General features: G+C 33.4%; 16 protein-coding genes. 9 read left to right on the plus strand and 7 right to left on the minus strand.

All coding sequences use genetic code 11. The annotated features are described in order from the left end of the window. Positions 1 to 22 precede the first annotated feature (22 nt). Positions 23 to 469, plus strand: coding sequence for a CopD family protein (locus tag NLG42_RS18235; protein WP_099718575.1), 447 nt, complete (start codon positions 23 to 25; stop codon positions 467 to 469). 216 nt (positions 470 to 685) lie between these two features. Here the strand turns inward: NLG42_RS18235 and NLG42_RS18240 are convergent, their stop codons facing one another. The 5 genes from NLG42_RS18240 to NLG42_RS18260 all read right to left on the minus strand — a co-directional run bounded on the left by NLG42_RS18240 (position 686) and on the right by NLG42_RS18260 (position 5964). After that, a complete protein-coding gene (locus tag NLG42_RS18240; RefSeq protein ID WP_257681819.1) occupies positions 686 to 1285 on the minus strand; it encodes a murein L,D-transpeptidase catalytic domain-containing protein in 600 nt (199 codons plus the stop codon). 243 nt (positions 1286 to 1528) lie between these two features. Next, positions 1529 to 2347: a methionine ABC transporter substrate-binding lipoprotein MetQ gene (metQ, locus tag NLG42_RS18245; RefSeq protein WP_099718579.1), complete on the minus strand. Its 819-nt coding sequence runs from the start codon at positions 2345 to 2347 to the stop codon at positions 1529 to 1531. A gap of 41 nt (positions 2348 to 2388) precedes the next feature. Next, complete coding sequence (metI, locus tag NLG42_RS18250; protein ID WP_089054837.1) at positions 2389 to 3042, minus strand: methionine ABC transporter permease MetI; 654 nt, start codon at positions 3040 to 3042, stop codon at positions 2389 to 2391. Next, positions 3035 to 4066, minus strand: a complete 1032-nt coding sequence (gene metN, locus NLG42_RS18255) for a methionine ABC transporter ATP-binding protein MetN (protein ID WP_257681820.1) — start codon at positions 4064 to 4066, stop codon at positions 3035 to 3037. Before metN ends, metI begins: the two co-directional genes overlap by 8 nt. Before the next feature lie 296 nt (positions 4067 to 4362). After that, a complete protein-coding gene (locus NLG42_RS18260) occupies positions 4363 to 5964 on the minus strand; it encodes a Na+/H+ antiporter (protein WP_257681821.1) in 1602 nt (533 codons plus the stop codon). A gap of 326 nt (positions 5965 to 6290) precedes the next feature. Between NLG42_RS18260 and ribB the strand changes: the two genes are divergently transcribed. Both ribB and NLG42_RS18270 read left to right on the plus strand, forming a co-directional pair. Further along, positions 6291 to 6953 carry a 3,4-dihydroxy-2-butanone-4-phosphate synthase gene (gene ribB / locus NLG42_RS18265; protein WP_099718585.1) on the plus strand — a complete coding sequence of 221 codons (663 nt, stop codon included), beginning with the start codon at positions 6291 to 6293 and terminating at the stop codon, positions 6951 to 6953. Between the two features lies 1 nt (position 6954). After that, entirely contained in the window at positions 6955 to 7527 is a 573-nt protein-coding gene (locus NLG42_RS18270) for a Crp/Fnr family transcriptional regulator (protein WP_199170230.1), read from the plus strand. A gap of 169 nt (positions 7528 to 7696) precedes the next feature. On the opposite strand, the gene NLG42_RS18275 is transcribed toward NLG42_RS18270, so the two are convergent. Together NLG42_RS18275 and NLG42_RS18280 are read right to left on the minus strand one after the other, a co-directional pair. Further along, a complete protein-coding gene (locus tag NLG42_RS18275; RefSeq protein ID WP_099718587.1) occupies positions 7697 to 9394 on the minus strand; it encodes a ribonucleoside-diphosphate reductase subunit alpha in 1698 nt (565 codons plus the stop codon). 15 nt (positions 9395 to 9409) lie between these two features. Then, the gene (locus NLG42_RS18280) at positions 9410 to 10384 is read right to left on the minus strand and encodes a ribonucleotide-diphosphate reductase subunit beta (RefSeq protein WP_089056428.1); all 975 of its coding nucleotides are present in this window, start codon (positions 10382 to 10384) and stop codon (positions 9410 to 9412) included. A gap of 723 nt (positions 10385 to 11107) precedes the next feature. On the opposite strand from NLG42_RS18280, the gene NLG42_RS18285 reads away from it, so the two are divergent. The 6 genes from NLG42_RS18285 to NLG42_RS18310 all read left to right on the plus strand — a co-directional run bounded on the left by NLG42_RS18285 (position 11108) and on the right by NLG42_RS18310 (position 19460). Further along, the gene (locus tag NLG42_RS18285; protein ID WP_099718589.1) at positions 11108 to 12607 is read left to right on the plus strand and encodes an ankyrin repeat domain-containing protein; all 1500 of its coding nucleotides are present in this window, start codon (positions 11108 to 11110) and stop codon (positions 12605 to 12607) included. Between the two features lie 112 nt (positions 12608 to 12719). Further along, positions 12720 to 13202, plus strand: coding sequence for a DUF2271 domain-containing protein (locus NLG42_RS18290; protein ID WP_089056430.1), 483 nt, complete (start codon positions 12720 to 12722; stop codon positions 13200 to 13202). Positions 13203 to 13299: 97 nt separating this feature from the next. Continuing rightward, a complete protein-coding gene (locus tag NLG42_RS18295) occupies positions 13300 to 15483 on the plus strand; it encodes a PepSY domain-containing protein (protein WP_257681822.1) in 2184 nt (727 codons plus the stop codon). A gap of 282 nt (positions 15484 to 15765) precedes the next feature. Next, positions 15766 to 16773, plus strand: coding sequence for an FAD:protein FMN transferase (locus NLG42_RS18300; RefSeq protein ID WP_257681823.1), 1008 nt, complete (start codon positions 15766 to 15768; stop codon positions 16771 to 16773). A 318-nt stretch (positions 16774 to 17091) separates the two neighbouring features. Further along, entirely contained in the window at positions 17092 to 17376 is a 285-nt protein-coding gene (locus tag NLG42_RS18305; protein ID WP_257681824.1) for a carboxypeptidase-like regulatory domain-containing protein, read from the plus strand. Then, positions 17346 to 19460, plus strand: a complete 2115-nt coding sequence (locus tag NLG42_RS18310; RefSeq protein ID WP_413614447.1) for a TonB-dependent receptor — start codon at positions 17346 to 17348, stop codon at positions 19458 to 19460. The genes NLG42_RS18305 and NLG42_RS18310 overlap by 31 nt, the downstream gene beginning before the upstream one ends. The last annotated feature ends 4 nt before the right edge of the window (positions 19461 to 19464 follow it).

A 19464-nucleotide genomic window follows, 5' to 3' on the forward strand; every position in this document is an offset into this window, starting at 1 on the left:
TCAATCTAAAACTAAAAAGCTCATGAAACTGCATCATTTTCTTTTAATAATTCATCTTATCTCAGCAACAATCTGGGTTGGCGGACATCTTGTTTTAAGTATTCGATACCTGCCTTTAGCTTTAAAACAAAAAGACCCTAGTATTATTTTAAACTACGAGAAAAAATTTGAAGCGCTAGGCATGAGCTCTCTTCTTTTACTAATTATTACGGGAATCATGATGGCGTATGATTTTGGAGTTTCTTTTGATTCTTGGTTTAGTTTTTCCAGCGGAATCGAAAAGGTAGTTTCTGTAAAACTCTTATTATTACTCTTTACTTTTTTACTTGCACTGATTGCTCAATTTAGTGTCATTCCAAATCTTAGCAAACATAATATCACTAAAATGGCAGTCCTTATTATTAGTGTTACTTTAATAGGCGTAACAATGCTTATTTTAGGATCAAGCGTTCGATATGGAGGCATATAATACTTAGATGCAATTTAACTGGCACTAACTATTTTATTTAAAAAGACAGCCTTGTCCCGAAGTTTTGAGATCAGTATGGGTTTTCTTTTCAAAAAAAGTTAATTGAAAGAAACTATTTTCTAATACATAGTACTCAAAGTTTGTCATTTCGATCCCGAGGCTTCGGGAGAGAAATTGCACACGAAACTCCGTAACAAAAAGCCTCAAAGCTTTCAATTAATAAAAAATATGCAAGATGATATTTGATTTTGAACCATCAATTATCTTTTCTAATCTTTTAAAAAAAACTTCGCTTACCATAGGACAACCCTGACTATTGGAGATATAATACTCCTGCTCATCGTTTGGAACAGCAGAATATGAATGTAAAACTACTGCTCTTTTAGCTGCATTACTATTAGTTTCGTCAAGACCGTTTAATTTATAGGCTTTTCCAAACATTCCTTTATAAGATTTACCAACGGAATATCTGCCTAACGAAGTGCATTTAGAATTGGGTTCGTTACTAAATTTCAAATCTCCTTTTACAGCCGTTTCAGACCCTGAACCATTAGCCACAAGCCCTTTATCTAAAATTTTATTATTGGCTATATCATAAACAAAAAACCTATTATACCCAGATTTGATTTTCATATCAACCAGAAAAACAATCTTATCATTATACTCAGCACGATTTTTTAGTAATGCTTTTACTTCAGTAAGCTGCTGCGTCAGTCTTACATCTTCAATATTTGCGGCAGGCTTGTCGTTTACGTTTTCTGTAGGAGCATTAAAAAAACTTACGATAAAGAATAGTGTTAAATTGAATATTTTCATAACAGAATTAATTAAGATTAACTTTTTACTTCATTTAAAATGATTCAGAACGTTCTAAATCATTCTTATCAGCAGCAAAAATAAAAGTAAACCATAATTAACACGGCCCGCAAACGTCTGAAAAACAACAAAATAAGATTTATATCATTCTGTATCAAGAAGTTCTATCAGCGTAATTTCAAAAAATGAGAAATAAAAAAAGGCCTCTAAAGGCCTTTAAAATAATAGTTTTTTATGTTTTTTTTACCAGCCTTTTACAGCGCCGCCTTTAAATTCGCGAATTGCAGCCTGTTCTACTTCTGGTGATTGAAAAGCTTGTAAAAACTGCTTTACTTTTTCTTCATTTTTATTGTCCTCACGGCTTACAACAAGATTCACATAAGGCGAATCCTTATCTTCTACAAACAATGCATCACGAGCAGGAACTAATCCAGCCTGAGAAGCAAATGTATTATTGATAATTGCAATCGTTACATTTTGATCGTCAAGAGCACGAGGTAATTGTGGCGCTTCTAATTCTAATATTTTCAGATTTTTAGGATTGCTTACTATATCTGTTACTTTAGGTAATAAACCAATACCTGCTTTAAGTTTCAGCAAACCATTTTTCTCTAAAAGCAATAATGAACGACCTCCATTTGTTGGATCATTTGGAATAATAACTGTGCTTTCGTTTTTCAATTCAGAAAGACTTTTTATTTTTTTAGAATAACCAGCAATCGGGTATACAAATGTTTTACCAATTATAGCCAATTTGTAACCACGTTGTTTAGACTGTTCGTCAAGATAAGGTTTATGCTGAAAAGCATTCGCATCAATATCTCCTTGACTCAAAGCTTCATTTGGAATCACATAATCATTAAATGTAACGAGTTCAACTTCTAATCCGTACTTTTCCTTAGCCACTTTTTGTGCCGCCTGAGCAACAGCAAATTCTGGTCCAGCCGCAACACCTACTTTAATATAATGCGGATCATTATTTTTGCTTTTTCCACAATTTGATAAAACTAATGACAATGCTATAATTCCACCTGCTTTAATAAAACTTTTTATATTTTTCATTCCTATGTTTTTAATTTTTAATTCTTAATTTTTAATTGAAATTATCTGTGATCAAATCGTTTCGATAAAGCATCTCCAGCAAACTGAATCAAGAATACCAAGAGTACCAATAAAGCTAATACTGAATTCATTGTTACGGCATCATAACCAATATATCCATATTGATAACCTACCTGCCCTAAACCGCCGGCACCAACCGCACCACCCATTGCAGAATAACCCACAAGTGTAATTAATGTTATAGATGCAGCGTTTATTAATGACGGTAATGCTTCTGGAAGTAATACTTTATATACGATCTGTAAAGGAGTTGCACCTAAAGCTCTTGCAGCTTCAATTAATCCTGAAGGAAGACTCAAAAGACTGTTCTCTACAAGACGGGCAATAAACGGTGCGGCACCAATACTTAATGGAACCAAAGCTGCACTTACACCTATAGAAGTTCCTACGATTGCACGTGTAAACGGAATCATCCAAACGATTAAAATAATGAATGGAATAGAACGAAATACATTTACTAAAACAGACAATATTCTATTTAAAACGGGTTGTTCTAATATTTGATTCTTTCGAGTAAGAAAAAGTAAAATTCCTGTTGGAAGACCTAGTAAAAAGCCAAAAAAGCCAGACACAAATGTCATCACTATAGTTTCCAAAGTTCCCTTTAATAATAAGTCAATAATGGATTCAGACATAACCTATGATTTCTGTTTTAATATGTTTTGAAATAAAATATTCGATAGCAGCATTGTAGTTCTCCCTTTTACCAGATAATTCAATCAGCATTACACCAAAATTAACATCTCCCGCTTGGTCCATCTGAGCGCTTACAATTTTAAAATTAGTATCAAAAAGTCTGGAAACTTCTGAAATAACGGGCTCATTAACTGATTTTCCAGTCATTTCAAGTCTTAATAACGGATTTAAATTTCCGTTATCCTCTTTTTGTAATTTTTCAAGATAAACCGCAGGAACATCTAGATGCAGCGATGATGCAATAAATTCTTTTGTTAAATCATGTTTCGGATCTGCAAAAATTTCTCCAACACTTCCCTGCTCTATCAACTTTCCGTGACTAATTACCGCCACTTCATCACAAATTGATTTTACAACTTCCATTTGATGTGTAATCAATAAAACCGTGATATTTAAACGACGGTTTATATCTTTCAGCAAGTTTAAAATTGATCGTGTTGTTGCGGGATCAAGTGCGCTTGTTGCTTCATCACACAATAAAACTTTAGGATTATTAGCTAATGTTCTAGCAATGGCAACTCTTTGTTTTTGACCTCCAGAAAGACTAGCAGGATAATCATTTGCTTTTTCTGCTAAACCTACTAATTGAAGCAACTCTAAAACACGTGTTTTTACAACTGATTTTGAAGTTCCAACAAGTTCTAAAGGAAAAGCTACGTTCTCGAAAACGGTTCTCGAAGAAAGCAGATTAAAATGCTGAAAAATCATTCCTATTTGTCTTCTTTCAATCGCCAGTTGAGCATTTGATAACTGCATTAATGCTTTCCCATCTACAACAATTTGCCCTGAAGTTGGTCTCTCTAAAAGATTCACACATCTTATCAGCGTACTTTTCCCTGCTCCAGAAGTCCCAATTACACCAAAAATCTTTCCTGGCGGAACTGTAAGCGAAACATCAGATAAAGCAGTTACAATCCTGTCTTTTTGATGAAAAGTTTTAGTTACATTTTTTAATTCAATCATTTTGTCTATTCAATTTTACTTAGAATATGGAAATTTTAAATAAAAAAGCCTTTCAATTAAATCATGAAAGGCTTTTAAAATAAATATCATTATTTTTTATATACAAGCCAGATCAATAAATCTCACAGCAGTCATACAGCACATCATCATGCTGCAGCTATAATATTTTTTTCTCTGGTTATAATTTTTCATTGGTGCGGCAAATTTAAAGAGTTATTTTGAAATAAAAAGCAAAAAACATCAAAACTTTTATTAACCTATCAAAATAATAGGTTATTCTGTTTTCTTAAAGAAAACTACTCTTCATACATTTCCATCCACAATCTGGTTTCTTCAAGATCGAGTTCTTTTTCAATTTTTCTAAAAATCTCTTCATTAACAGATCCTCCTTTATGCATAACTTCAAGTTTCCCACGTTCTACATTTAAAAGATCAATCTGAAGTTTTGTAAAGTCATTAAAAATTTCGCCTCCAAGCATTTTTCCATTTCCAAAAAAATTAGCCGGCAGTTCTGTCTTTTGCAAACGATTAAACTTAACTTCATATTTGCTTTTGATATTGTGCAATAGATCATCATCCAATAATGAAAAATTATCTTCGATATGAGTAATAGTTTCTGAGACAATTACATTTCGAATATTATATTCCTCAGCAAGTATAGAATATCGCTCGATTTTTAACTTTTTAATGACCCAAGGAAGCGTAAGACCTTGAATTACTAAAGTCGAAACGATTACACAAAAAACCAGATAAATAATCAAATTTCGAAGTGGGAATTCTTCCGTTTCATTCAGCATAAGAGGTAGTGCCAATGCCGCCGCCATAGAAACAACGCCGCGCATTCCTGACCAGCCAAAAATAATCATATTGCGATAATCAAACTCCTCTTTCTGTCTAATTCGTTTACTAAGCCATCTGGGAATCAAAACGGCGGGAACAACCCATAAAAAACGAACCAATATAACAACTGCACTAATTGCCGCTCCCCACAGCAACAATGACGTTCCTGAATAATTACTAATTCCCGCCATAATCTGTCTTAACTGAAGTCCGATTAAAATAAAAATCAAACCGTTTAAAATATTAGTTAAAACACTCCAAATTGTCCCAGTCATAATTCGGCTTTCATGCGTAAAAATAGTTCCTGATCTTGCCGATAAATAAAGTCCTGTAGCAACGACGGCCAAAACCCCGGAACCATGAAAATGCTCTGCCAGTAAATACGACGCAAATGGAGTTAAAAGCGTAAGAGTAACCTCGATTATTTCGTCGCAAACAAATCGTTTATGAATATAGCTCATTATAAAACCAACAGCCAAACCAATAGCAATTCCAATTAACGACATCAGCACAAAATTTAATCCAGCCTGCCACAGTACAAAATTTCCAGCTGTGATAGCTGTAAGTGCATATTTATAAGCCACCAGACCACTCGCATCGTTAACAAGACTTTCTCCCTCAAGAATTGCAATAAGTCTCGGATTCAACCCTAAACCTTTTGTAATAGAAGTTGCTGAAACGGCATCAGGAGGAGAAACGATTGCTCCCAGCAAAAAAGCTAACGGCCAAGAGACATCTTCTATTAATTCATGTGCTGCAATTGCAACCGCAACTGTCGTAAACAAAACCAATCCAACTGCTGCCAAAGTTATAGGTCGGATGGATTGTTTAAAATCTGACCAGCTTGTATACCAAGCGGCATGATACAATAAAGGAGGTAAAAATATAATAAATACAACTTCTGGACTTAGTAATATTACTGGAAGTCCAGGAACAACACTTATTATTACACCACAGAGAACAAGCACTATTGGAACCGGAAAATTATATCTTTTGCTTACAAGACTCAGAAAAGCGACGCCAAAGAGCAGCATTATAATTACGGTGACATTTTCCATTTACAACTGATTTTTAGTGGTTTTTGATTCTAATTTCTGGTTGCTAAATTAAGATTTTATGATAATTATTAGAGGCGCTTAATAAAAAAATAATCTATTGAATTTCTATCTGAATGGAGACGCACTGCAGTTCGTCTTTACAGGAAATATTTTATAAGTATCTCGTAGGTATATTAGTCAGGAAAACTTGTTTTTACTGTCATGCATCATGCTGAAACAAATCTAAAGCACCATTCATTTATTGACCTATATCAAACTTTTACATTACAAACAACTTTAGATTTGCTGATTCAATTATTTCTAAAACAATTTCAAAATACAGTAAAATGATCACTACAGAATTAAGTCCGTTAGTTCAATTTGGAATTACAAGCAAAGAACGCGTAGAAAATGCTTTAGAACAGCTTAAAAGCGGAAAAGGAATTATAGTAACCGATGACGAAAACCGCGAAAACGAGGGCGATTTAATCTTTTCTGCCGAACATATTACAGTAAAAGACATGGCGCTTATGATTCGCGAATGCAGCGGAATTGTTTGTCTTTGTCTGCCTAATGAAAAAGCAGATCAATTAGATCTTCCGTACATGGTAAAAGAAAACACCAGCAGTTTTCAAACGCCTTTTACAATTACAATTGAAGCAAAAATCGGTGTTACAACAGGAGTTTCTGCTGCTGATAGAGTTACAACAATTAAAACGGCTGTTGCACAAAACGCAAAACCCGAAGACTTAGCAAGACCAGGACATATATTTCCGCTTCGTGCCAGAGATAACGGAGTTTTAGAAAGAAACGGCCACACTGAGGGAAGTGTCGATTTAATGAAATTAGCCAATTTAAAACCAGAAGCCGTTTTATGTGAATTAATGAATGAAGACGGCAGCATGGCAAAACTTGACAAAATCGTTAGCTTTGCACAACAGCATGATTTAGTAGTTCTATCGATAGAAGATATTATCTATTACCGTAAATTCGTGCGAGATTACAACTAAAATGATATACGAACAGCTTGGCAATTATATTAGAAAAAGCATTGCTATTTCTGATGAAGATTTAAAAACGATATTCTCCTATTTTAAGCCTTTAAAGAAAAACAAAAATGAGATACTGCTAGAACAAGGACAAACTAGTCAGCAGACTTTTTTTGTTGGTAAAGGCTGTGTCCGAATCTTTTTTATTAATGAAGAAGGAAAAGACGCCACTCGATATATTGCTTTTGAAAATCAATTTGCCACCGCTTTAGTTAGTTTTATAACCAAAATGCCTGCCGTAGAAAATATTCAGGTAATCGAAAAATCTGAATTGCTTGCAATAACACATGAAGATTTCAATCATTTGATGAAAATCATTCCGCAATGGAGAGAATTTTACAGTAATTATTTAGAGAAAGCGTATGTAAATAATGCCAATCGATTAATGTCGTTTACAACAATGGATGCATTAGAAAGATACAATCAGCTTTTAAAAATCAATCCAACAATTGTAAAAAGGCTTCCAAATAAAATTGTGGCATCATATATCAATATTTCGCAGGAAACTTTGAGCAGATTGAAATCTAAAGTTTAAATTTAGTATGATTTTGATTGTGGAGCTACTTGCGGAGATGTCTCCTTACGTCGACATGACAAACAGTATGCAAACACTTTTGCTTAAAAATCTGCTTAAATCTGTAAAATCTGCGTAAAACTTTCAATAACTAAAAAAGCCGAATCTTAATTTTAGATTCGGCTTTTTTTTATGATTCGCAGCTGCTGCAAGTAACTAAACTTGTTACCAATTCTTTAGAAACACTTTGGCTTCTTTGGTAGTACAAACTTTTTACACCCAGCTGCCATGCTTCGATCATTAAACGGTTTACTTCTTTAATTGGAAGTTCTGCCGGAATATTAAGATTTAAGCTTTGTCCTTGATCTACAAATTTCTGACGAATTGCTGCCTGCTGTACAATTTCAAGCTGACTGATTTCTTTAAACGTTTTAAAAACATCTTTTTCAGCTTGAGAAAGCTGTGTCATATGCTGAACACTTCCGCCATTTAGCATAATTTCTCTCCAAACTTCTTCATTATCCAAACCTTTTTCTTCAAGCAGTTTCTTCAGGTATTTATTCTTACGCATAAAATTACCTTTACTCAAACCAGCTTTATAATAATTACTGCTAAATGGTTCAATTCCTGGAGATGTCTGTCCTAAAATCGCCGATGAAGATGTTGTAGGAGCAATTGCCATTGTTGTTGTATTACGTTTTCCGTACCCTTTTAACAATTCTGGTTCGCCATAAATTCTAGCCAATTCCTGCGTCGCTTTATCGGCTTTATCACTTATATGTTTGAAAATTTCTGTCGTTTTCATTTTTGCTTCCATTCCTTCAAACGGAATCATATTTTTCTGCAAGTATGAATGCCATCCTAAAACGCCAAGTCCAAGCGCACGGTGTCTTTTTGCAAATTTATTGGCAGCGGAAAGATAATAGTTCCCTTCTGTTTTTTCGATGAATTCCTGCAAAACAGCATCTAAGAAAAATATAGCCAGTTTTACAGCTTCAGTATCTTTCCATTCTTCATAAAGCTCCAAATTCATTGAAGACAAGCAACAAATAAACGATTCATCACTTGTTGACGGAAGCATAATTTCGCTGCATAAATTACTAGCGTTAATTCTTAGATTCTTGTCTTTATAAACTTGTGGTTTGCTTTTATTTACATTATCACTAAAGAAAATATACGGCAATCCTTTTTGCTGACGGCTTTCTAAAACTTTTGCCCAGATTTGTCTCTTATCACTATCACCGTCAATCATTTCCTGCATCCAATAATCAGGAACACAAATTCCAGTAAACAGATTCTGAATAGGATTTCCGATACTTTTAATTTTCAAAAATTCCTCAATATCCGGATGATCAATATCTAAATATGCAGCAAATGCACCACGGCGCACTCCTCCTTGCGAAATCGTATCCATTGCAGTATCAAAAAGCTTCATAAAACTTACTGCTCCGCTGCTTTTTCCGTTATCTGTTACAGCACTTCCACGCTCACGCAATTCACCAAAATAACCAGAAGTTCCTCCACCAATTTTGGTTTGCATAATCACTTCTCCCAGTTTATGTGTAATTCCTTCAATTTTATCTGGAACGTGCACATTAAAACATGAAATTGGAAGTCCTCTTTCAGTTCCCATATTTGCCCAAACTGGAGAACTTATACTCATCCAGCCGCGTTCGATCATTTCAACAAAAGATTCTTTTAATTCCGGTTTATAAAGTCTTCTGGCTGCTGCCGTACATATTCTGTCGATTGCACCTTCAACAGTTTCACCTTTTAAAAGATAACCACGATTTAAAATTTGTTCACTCTCTGAATTCTTCCACCACATTTTATTTCCATTTTCATTCTGCGGAAGACTATTTGCTTCATTTATGTCTATTGTATTCATATGTATTTTTTGCTTTTAGAAAAGATCGTTTGCTGTTATACTTTTGTCGTGTTTTGTATATTCTACAGGACGTTTAGCAAAAAAATCATCCAAACTGTTAGCAAAAACTTCTTCTTCAAACCAAGCCAGAGCTTTATAATCTTCAACTTTTACATCAAATATCGTCGGAATATTAATTTGCTTTAGACTTTCATCAATTCTAAACTTCATGAAATTAACCAAATCGCCTTTTTTGATGCTTTCAATCTCACCTTCTTCAAATATCCAATCTAAAATATCTGCTTCAACCGCAATTGAATCTTTTACAGTTTCTCTAACAAGTGTCAGCGTTTCTTCATCAAAATAATCAGGAAACTCTTCTCTAATTTTATTAATGATGTAAATTCCGCCATTAGCATGAATTTGCTCATCGATTGAAGTCCACGCTATAATGTTGCTCACATTTTTCATGTAACCTTTAAATCGTGTAAAAGAAAGTAAAATCGCAAACTGACTGAATAAAGAAACATTTTCGATTAGAATACTGAATAATATCAGCGAAACCATATATTTTCTGTTGTCCTGCGAACGAGTATCTTTAAGTACATCTGACAAATACTCAACACGTCGACGAATAACTGGAACGTCTAAAAGTTTCTCAAATTCATCATTGTATCCTAACACTTCAAGCAGGCGGGAATATGCCTCCGAATGTCGGAATTCGCACTCGGCAAAAGTACTTCCCAAACCATTGAATTCAGGCTTCGGAAAATGCTCGTAGATATTTCCCCAAAAGCTTTTTACGGCTACCTCAATTTGTGCAATTGCTAATAAACTATTTTTTACTGCAGTCTTTTCTGCAGTCGTTAAATGTGCATGAAAGTCTTGAGTATCAGCAGTGAAATCGACTTCTGTATGAACCCAATACGCTTTATTTATAGCTTCGGTAAATTGTAAAACCTCTGGATATTCAAAAGGCTTATAATTGACTCTTTTATCAAATATAGACATAATATATACTATTTAAGTGGTGACTAAAAAAAGATAAAAAACGAAAGTCTAGAAGTGGTAATTACTTTATTTTTTATACTTACAAAATTAACCCACAGTTCCATTTTTGACCAAAGATTGATGTTAAAAAACCAATCAATTATCAACAGCCGAAAGCAGTCCAAAAAAGTGGTAAAAAAACTACTTATCAACAGCCGCATAATTTTCAGTACTTGCTGACATATCAGCTATTTAAACTAAATCTAAATAGAGTTTTCAACAATTAAATTTCAAATAATATCCAATTTTCAAAAACACTTATCAACATCTTACCTTAAATTTTCTCTCAAAAATCTGTTATCAAACAAAATCCAAACGTCAATAATAGTATCAAAAAGTATCTCAAATTTGTAAAATGCAGACCAAATAAAGAACCGCTGATCCAGAAAATCAAAAACTTAAATTACTATATATCAAATATTTAAATTAAAAAAGTAAAAAACAGATAAATCTCTTTAAACCAAACTATGCTATTTACATCTAAGCTTTCTAAAAAAGAGAATTTACTGTTTTATAAAAGCGTCTAATAAGTCAACATTAAAAAATCATTAGAATTATTTTTTTTGACAGCAATAAAACTTGATTTAAAGTTATAAATCTTTACATTTGTCCTTTATTTTTATTTATTCTAAATAGACCATTATCCCCCATATATAAAGGGACGTTAAACAACAATAATAAATTATGAAAAAGAATCTTTTTATTTCATTGGCTTTAACAGCTGTTTTGTATGTTAATGCACAGCAAAAAAACACCTTACTAGAGCAATCTTTCTGGAAAAACTCACCTGACGTAACTGTAGTAAAAGCAGAAATAGCAAAAGGCAGCAATCCTGCAGAAGCAAATGCAAATGCTTTTGATGTTACGACTTTAGCGATTAACAACGACGCTCCTATCGCAACCATCAAATTCTTATTAGACCAATCTGGGAATCCGATAAATAAAATGACTCATGATAACCGTATTTACCTGCATTGGGCCGCATATAGAGGTAATACAGAATTAGTACAATATTTGATTGCAAAAGGTTCTGATGTAAATTATGAAGACAGTCATGGTACAACTCCAATTGATTTTGCAGCATCAAATGGTCAATCTGATCCTGCTTTGTATGAAGCTTTCTTTAAAGCTGGAGTTAATCCGAAGAAAAAATACCAAGGCGGTGCTAACTTATTACTTTTAGCTATTCCTGCTGATAAAGATTTAAAAGCGGCTGACTATTTTACTACTAAAGGAATGTCTCTTAAAGATGTTGACAACGACGGAAACACTGCTTTTACTTATGCAGCAAGAACTGGAAATATTGATCTTTTAAAGAAACTTTTAGCAAAAGGTGTAAAACCTACTGACAATGCTTTACTTTTTGCAGCGCAAGGAAGTCGTAGAGAATCTAACACTCTTGAAACTTATAAATATTTAGTTGAAGAAGTAAAAATCAAAGCTACTGCAGAAAACAAAGCAGGCGAAAATGTACTTCATTTCTTGGCTGGAAAACCAAATCAAACTGAAATTGTAAAATACTTTTTAAGCAAAGGTGCAGATGCAAATAAGGCGAATAAAGAAGGTACAACACCATTAATGATTGCTGCTTCGGCAAAAGATACTTCTATATTAGAATTGTTGCTTCCACTTACAAAAAATATAAACTCTCAAAACCTAAAAGGAGAATCGGCTTTAACTTATGCTGTACGTTCAGGAACTCCTGAAGCTGTATCTTTATTATTGAGTAAAGGTGCTGATGTAAATGTTACTGATAAAGACGGAAATAATTTAGGTGTTTATCTTGTTCAATCTTACAGACCAGCTGGAAGAGACAGAGAAGCTGCACCAAAACAAGATCCTTTTGATGCTAAAGCAAAATTACTTCAAGACAAAGGATTAAATTTAGCTGCTGCTCAAAAAGACGGTAATACTTTGTATCATTTAGCAATTCCAAAAAATGATATTTCTCTACTTAAAAAAATAACGGACTTAAAAGTTGATGTAAATGCTAAAAACAAAGATGGTTTAACAGCATTGCACAGAGCCGCTATGGTTGCAAAAGATGATTCTATTTTAAAATATCTTGTTTCTGCAGGTGCGAAAAAAGAGGTTACTACAGAATTTGACGAAAGTGCTTACGCATTAGCAAAAGAAAACGAATCGCTTACAAAAAATAACGTCTCAGTAGAATTTTTAAAATAACACTTAAAAAGTTTTGAGTTTTGAGTTGTAAGTTTGCATATAAATTCAAATTTTTCATCTCAATTATAAATCAAAACTAATAATTCATAACTTATAAATAACTCATAATTCAATGAAATCAATACTTAAAATCGCTCTTACAGGCGCTCTTATCTGCCTAATTTCATTTCAGGCAAATGCACAAACAAGCAAATACAAATGTATGCTTCAAATGGCTAACTATATGGGCGAAGGAGCATATATTGTGGTATCACTTGTTAATGCTAACGGCGACTATGAAAAGACTCTTTATGTAATGGGAGATGATAAAAAATGGTATAAATCGTTAAAAGAATGGAATAAGTTTCAAACTAAAAAAAACGAAGATATTAGTGCTAAAACAGGTGCTTCTGTAACTGGCGGAGATCGAAGCATAACAACAATAGAAATTGAAAATTCTAAGATAAACAAAGGTTACAAATTAAGATTTGAATCAGCTGTTGAAGATCAAAAATATTATGTAAGCGATCTTGAAATTCCTCTTACTACTGAAGGTTTAGCCGCAAAAACAGATGGTAAAGGTTATATCAGATACGTGCGACTGAATAAAATATAATTCAAGCAAATAATTTGCTCAAAATTCAAGCTTTGTCAAGGTTTTAAACTTTGACAAAGCTTAAAACATTTGATTACATTTCAATAGATTACACTCAATGACTCTTTCATTCTGGCGTTACGCACATTTGGCCTTAGCCCTATTTTCTTCAATATTTCTGCTTTTAGCTTCTGTAACAGGTATTATTCTTGCCGTTGATGCTGTACAGGAAAAAACACTTCCGTATAAAGTTGAAAATTTTGATGCAATAACCTTAGAACAAACGCTGCCGGCATTAAAAAAAGCGTATCCAGAAATTACAGAACTGAGCGTTGATTATAATCAATTTGTAACACTTCAGGCAATTGATGAAGATGGAAATGATATTAACGCTTACATCGATCCAAGAACAGGAAAAACTTTAGGAACACCTGCAAAAAAAAGTGAATTTATTCAATGGATAACTGCTTTTCACCGCTCTTTATTTCTGCATGAAGCTGGTCGTTTTTTTGTTGGTGTTATTTCTTTTTTATTAGTCCTTATTTCTATTTCCGGCTTTGCGCTTGTTCTAAATAGACAAAGAGGAATTCGTAATTTTTTCTCAAAAGTCATAAAGGAATATTTCGCTCAATATTACCATGTTGTTTTAGGGCGATTGACTTTAATTCCGATTTTGATTATCGCATTAACAGGAACTTATTTAACGCTTGAAAGATTCAACTTCTTCATGGGCGATGAAAAAGCTAAACCTGTAAAAACAGAACTTTCAGCTGAAGCTGAAAAAACTTCAATTTTTAAAACCACACTTCTTTCTGATGTAAAAAAAATCGAATTTCCTTTTACTGATGATCCAGAAGAGTTTTATATCATAGCATTAAAAAACAAAGAAATTGAAGTAAACCAAGTTAATGGTACTGTAATTACAGCGAAACAATCGCCAATAACTGCTCAATTTGCAGCTTTGAGCCTTGATCTTCATACAGGAAGAATTAATGCTGTTTGGGCTGTAATATTAGCAATTGCTTGTATTAATATTCTTTTCTTTATTTACTCGGGTTTTGCGATTACTTTAAAACGCAGATCAAGCCGAATCAAAAACAAATTCAAAGCACACGAAAGCAATTACATACTTTTAGTAGGTTCTGAAAACGGAAGCTCTTTTAGATTTGCAAACGCAATTCATAAACAATTAATAGATCAAGGACAAAAAGCTTTTATTGCAGAATTGAATAGTTTTTCGGTATATCCAAAAGCAGAACATATTATAGTTTTCTCTTCAACTCATGGTTTGGGAGATCCGCCATCAAACGGAAATAAATTTAAAGCGCTGCTGCAAAAACAAAATCAAGAGCAAAAAATTAAGTTCTCCGTAGTTGGTTTTGGTTCTACAGCCTATCCTGATTTTTGCAAGTTTGCCGTTGAAATCGATCAGCTTTTAGAAAGTCAAAACTGGACAGAACGTATTTTAGAACTTCAGACTGTAAATGACAAGTCGGCTGTTGAGTTTGTAAACTGGGTAAAGTTATGGAGTGCCAAAACTGGAATTCCTTTAGCCACAACACCTTCTTTATACAATCATGTTCCAAAAGGTTTACAGAAATTAATGGTTTTAGATAAAACCGCAATTTCTGAAGAAGAACATACTTTTCTAGTAACATTACGTGCTAATATGCGCGCCAAATTTAATTCTGGTGATTTATTGGCTATTTATCCCGCTAATGATACTCGAGAACGCCTCTACTCGATTGGAAATCATTCTGGAAACATACAATTAGTTGTAAAATTGCATCCACACGGATTGGGTTCTGGTTATCTAAATGATCTTACTCCAGGAAATGTAATTAAAGCGAGAATCATCAATAATAAAGCTTTTCATTTTCCGATAAAAGCTCCAAAAGCAGCTTTAATATCAAACGGAACTGGTATTGCTCCTTTTCTTGGAATGATTGAGCAGAACAAGAAGAAAACTGAAACACATTTGTATTGCGGTTTTAGAATGGAAACAGAAACTGTAACGGGTTACAAAACGTTTACAGATGAAATGATTGAAAAACAAAAGCTGTCAAGTTTTCATTTGGCATTTTCACGAGAAGCGGAACATATTTATGTAATGGATCTTATAAAAAGAGATGCTGTATTTTTTGTAGATTTACTAAAACAAGGCGGCGTAATTATGATCTGTGGTTCACTTGCTATGCAAAAAGATGTAGAAACCATTCTTGATGAATTGTGTGTGGTAAATGGAACCAAAGATCTCCTGCATTATAAAAATAATGGACAGCTATTAACGGATTGCTATTAGTTAATGGCCAATTGATAATTGATAATTGTTAATTGATAATTGTTAATTGTTAATTGATAATTATCAATTGTTAATGGTTGATTTTCGAAATAGACAATACAAATCCAGAGGATTGACATATTATAGATCTAGTTTCAGTTTCAACCAAGAGCCATCGAGGTGACATATTTTAATCGTTAAATATCGTTTCGATGAAGCTTCTTTTTGGCAAACTGATTAACTATCTATAAATATCAAACTTCGCGCGCCAAAAATAAAAAATGTTATCAAAAAAGATTTTTCATGCTTAGAAAAAACCTCAATACTTATTTAATTCTTTCTGTCCTACTATTTAGTTTGTCTGCACATTCGCAGGTTTTGCGTAAAAGAACTACACTTCTTATGGGCGGTCGTTTTGATATTAGTATTGTTGCTAAAGATTCTCTAACTGCTGAAAAAAATATAACAGAAGTAATTGCCGAAATTACCCGAATTGAGAATTTAATTTCGGATTGGAAATCAACTTCGCAAGTTTCTGAAGTCAATCAAAATGCGGGAATAAAACCAATTAAAGTCGACCGAGAAGTTTTTGAACTCACGCAAAGAGCAATTAAATTCTCTGAACTGACAAACGGAGGTTTTGATGTAAGTTTTGCTGCTATGGACAGAATCTGGAAATTTGACGGCTCGATGACCGAAATGCCTTCGGCGGAAGCCATAAAAAAATCAGTAGAAAAAGTAGGTTACAAAAACATTATTCTCGACAGTGTGCAATCGACTATTTTTCTAAAACTAAAGGGAATGAAAATTGGTTTTGGCGCTTTAGGTGAAGGCTATGCAACTGATAAATGCCGAACAATGATGCTTGAAAAAGGTATTAAAGCCGGTATTATAAACGGTTCTGGTGATATGAGTACTTGGGGAAAACAACCTAATGGCGAAGACTGGAAAATAGGTATTACAAATCCGTTTAAGCCAGAAAAACTCTTGGCAGTAGTGCCTTTAAATCAAGGTGCCGTAACAACCTCAGGCACTTATGAAAAGTTTGTAGTTTTTAATGGCAAACGATATTCTCATATTATAAATCCTGCAACTGGTTATCCTGTAACTGGATTATGCAGTGTTACAATCTTTGGTCCAAATGCAGAAACTGCAAACGGATTAAGTACTTCATTAATGATACTAGGTCAAAAGAACGGTCTGCTCCTGCTGCAAAAATTCCCAGAATACAGCTGCCTTATGATTACGGACAACGGAAAAGTAATCAAATCGAAGAACTTCAACATTAAACATTTCAAGGCAAAACTTTAATGAAAGGCTCTAATTTTAAAGATTAAAATATTCGATTATTGATACTTTTTATATTGTTTTCTCGTTTTATCAGCTCTATTTTACCATATACAAAACAAGTAAAAAACTAACAACAAGATACTTACATTTTATCTTAAGACCTCTGTTTTCCTTGTTTTTCCAACATTAGAAACTCTAATTTTGTTCTAATGATTTTCTAATGTAATTCTAATGATTTTCTAATTCGTTTATTTAGATTAAATTTAAATAAACTCATAAGTTTGCTGCACAATTTATTTAGTACACGCAGTTATGAGGTTTATTTATTTTATCTTTTTAATGATAACAATTACCGGATGGTCCCAAACAGGAACAATTACTGGAAAAGTAACTTTTGGTAAACATGAAACAGCTTTTGGAGCAACCGTATTAGTTTCAGGCACACAAAAATTCGCTGTTGTTGATAATGAGGGTAAATTTCAAATTAAAGGCCTTCCCTTTAAAAAATACACTTTAGAAGTTTCTTCATTAGAAGCAAATACAAAAATGGTAGAAGTTCACTTAAATCGTTCTTCACACCAAGTTACTATTACATTAGAGAAAAAAATGATACTAAACATTTAAATGAAGTAGTAATTACTAAAAAGACGGCTAAAAAAGAGATTATAGATAAAGGTTTTTCAGTTAATGTAATCGAAACACAAGATGCTGCAAAAAGAAACATTCAAACTAATGATTTATTAGCGCAATCGGCTGGTGTTCGAGTAAGGCAAAACGGAGGATTAGGTTCGAGCGTTAACTACAATCTAAATGGAATGTCAGGTAATTCAATCCGAATATTTATTGATGGAATTCCAATTTCAACATACGGATCTTCATTCAGTTTAAACAGTATTCCACCAGCATTAATTGAGCGCATCGAAGTTTACAAAGGTGTTGTTCCAGCTCATTTGGCAGATGATGCTTTAGGCGGTGCAATCAATGTAATCTTGAAAAAAGGAGCTAAAAATACCCTGAACGCTTCTGTATCTTATGGTTCGTTTAATACTACACAATCAAATTTCAACACCACTTTTCGCGATAAATCAGGTTTCACTTTAAAAGGTTCTGGTTTTTATAATTACTCTGATAACGATTATGAAGTTTGGGGAAAATTTGTTTACAATATCTCACCAAACGGAAGATATGAATATGTAAAAGCAAAACGTTTCAATGATGCGTACCGTTCTTTTGGCGGACGAGTTGAAGCTGGTTTTACAGATGTAAGCTGGGCTGATACATTTTTGATAGGCTTTAATGCTTCAGAAGATTTTAACGAAATCCAACATGGTCAATCGATGACTAAGCCTTATAAAGGTCGTTTTTCAGAAGCAAACGCAAGAGTTATTAGTCTTAATTATACTAAAAAAGATTTTCTTGCTAAAGGTCTTGAGTTTTCAGTAAACTCAGTTTTCAGCCAAAGAAACGAGGTAGTCAACGATACTGTTAAATGGAATTACAACTGGTTTGGAGAAAAAGCTTTAGGTCTTTATGGAGATCCTATTTTATCTCCAACTGGAGCACAGCAAGGTCCAAAAACAATACAACACATCAACAGCAATATTTTCAGCACAAGAGCTGGTTTGATTTATAACGTGAATGAAAAAAACAGATTCGTTTTCAATAGTATGCTTTATACTGTTGATAGAGAGCAATTTGACGAGTTATCACCCTTAACAAGCAGTTTTCTTCCAACACGTGATTTGCAAAAAAATGTACTTTCATTGGGTTATGAACTTCAAGCTTTTGAATCACGTTTAAGGGTAAATGTTTTTGGAAAACGCTACGGACAAAAAACGGAAGAAAGAGATCCGATTATTGTTACTGAAAACGGTCAAAATAAAATTGTTGAAGTAGTGAAAAAGAATGACATTTCTTTCTACGGTTACGGATTTGCCTCTTCTTACTTTATTCTGCCAAAAATGATGTTCACTTTATCAGCTGAAAAAGCAATTAGAATGCCTAATGAGAATGAAATATTTGGAGATCCCGCAGAAAATCTAATAGGAAACAGTTCTTTAAAACCAGAACAAAGTAACAATTTAAATGTTGGATTACGATTTGGTCCTTATAAAATTAACGATCATAAATTCAGCATTGGAGGATCTGGTTTTTGGAGAAACTCAAAAGACAAAATCGTTCGTCAGTTTAGTAATCGTTTAAACGAAGCCTTGCAGACTACACCTTCTGTGAACTTAGGAAAAGCGCAGTCAATAGGTTACGAAGCTTCTTTCGAATACTCTTACAACAACAGATTGTTTGTTGGTATGAATATGTCAAAGTTTAACTCACTTTTCAAAGACAAATACGACATCAATGGTAATGTATTGCCGCATTATGACAAACAGCTTCCAAATGAGCCTTATTTTACTGTTAATGGAAATGCGCAATACAATTTTAAAGATATCCTTCAAAAAAATTCAGAATTAAATCTGTATTACAATTTTGGATATGTAGGCGAATTTTACACGACTTGGCTTGAAATAGACAAAACAACAGCACAGTTTCCGCACGATTTAGGAATCAGTTATGCATTTCCTAATAAAAAGTTCATTGTAAGCTTTGATGCCAAAAATATCACAGACGAACAAGTCTACGACAATTTTGCTGTGCAAAAACCCGGAAGAGCTTTTTACTTGAAGCTTAACTATACTCTAAACAAGTTTTAATACC

The sequence above is a fragment of the Flavobacterium plurextorum genome, from assembly GCF_024638035.1.
In the GTDB taxonomy this organism is placed as follows: Bacteria; Bacteroidota; Bacteroidia; order Flavobacteriales; family Flavobacteriaceae; genus Flavobacterium; species Flavobacterium plurextorum.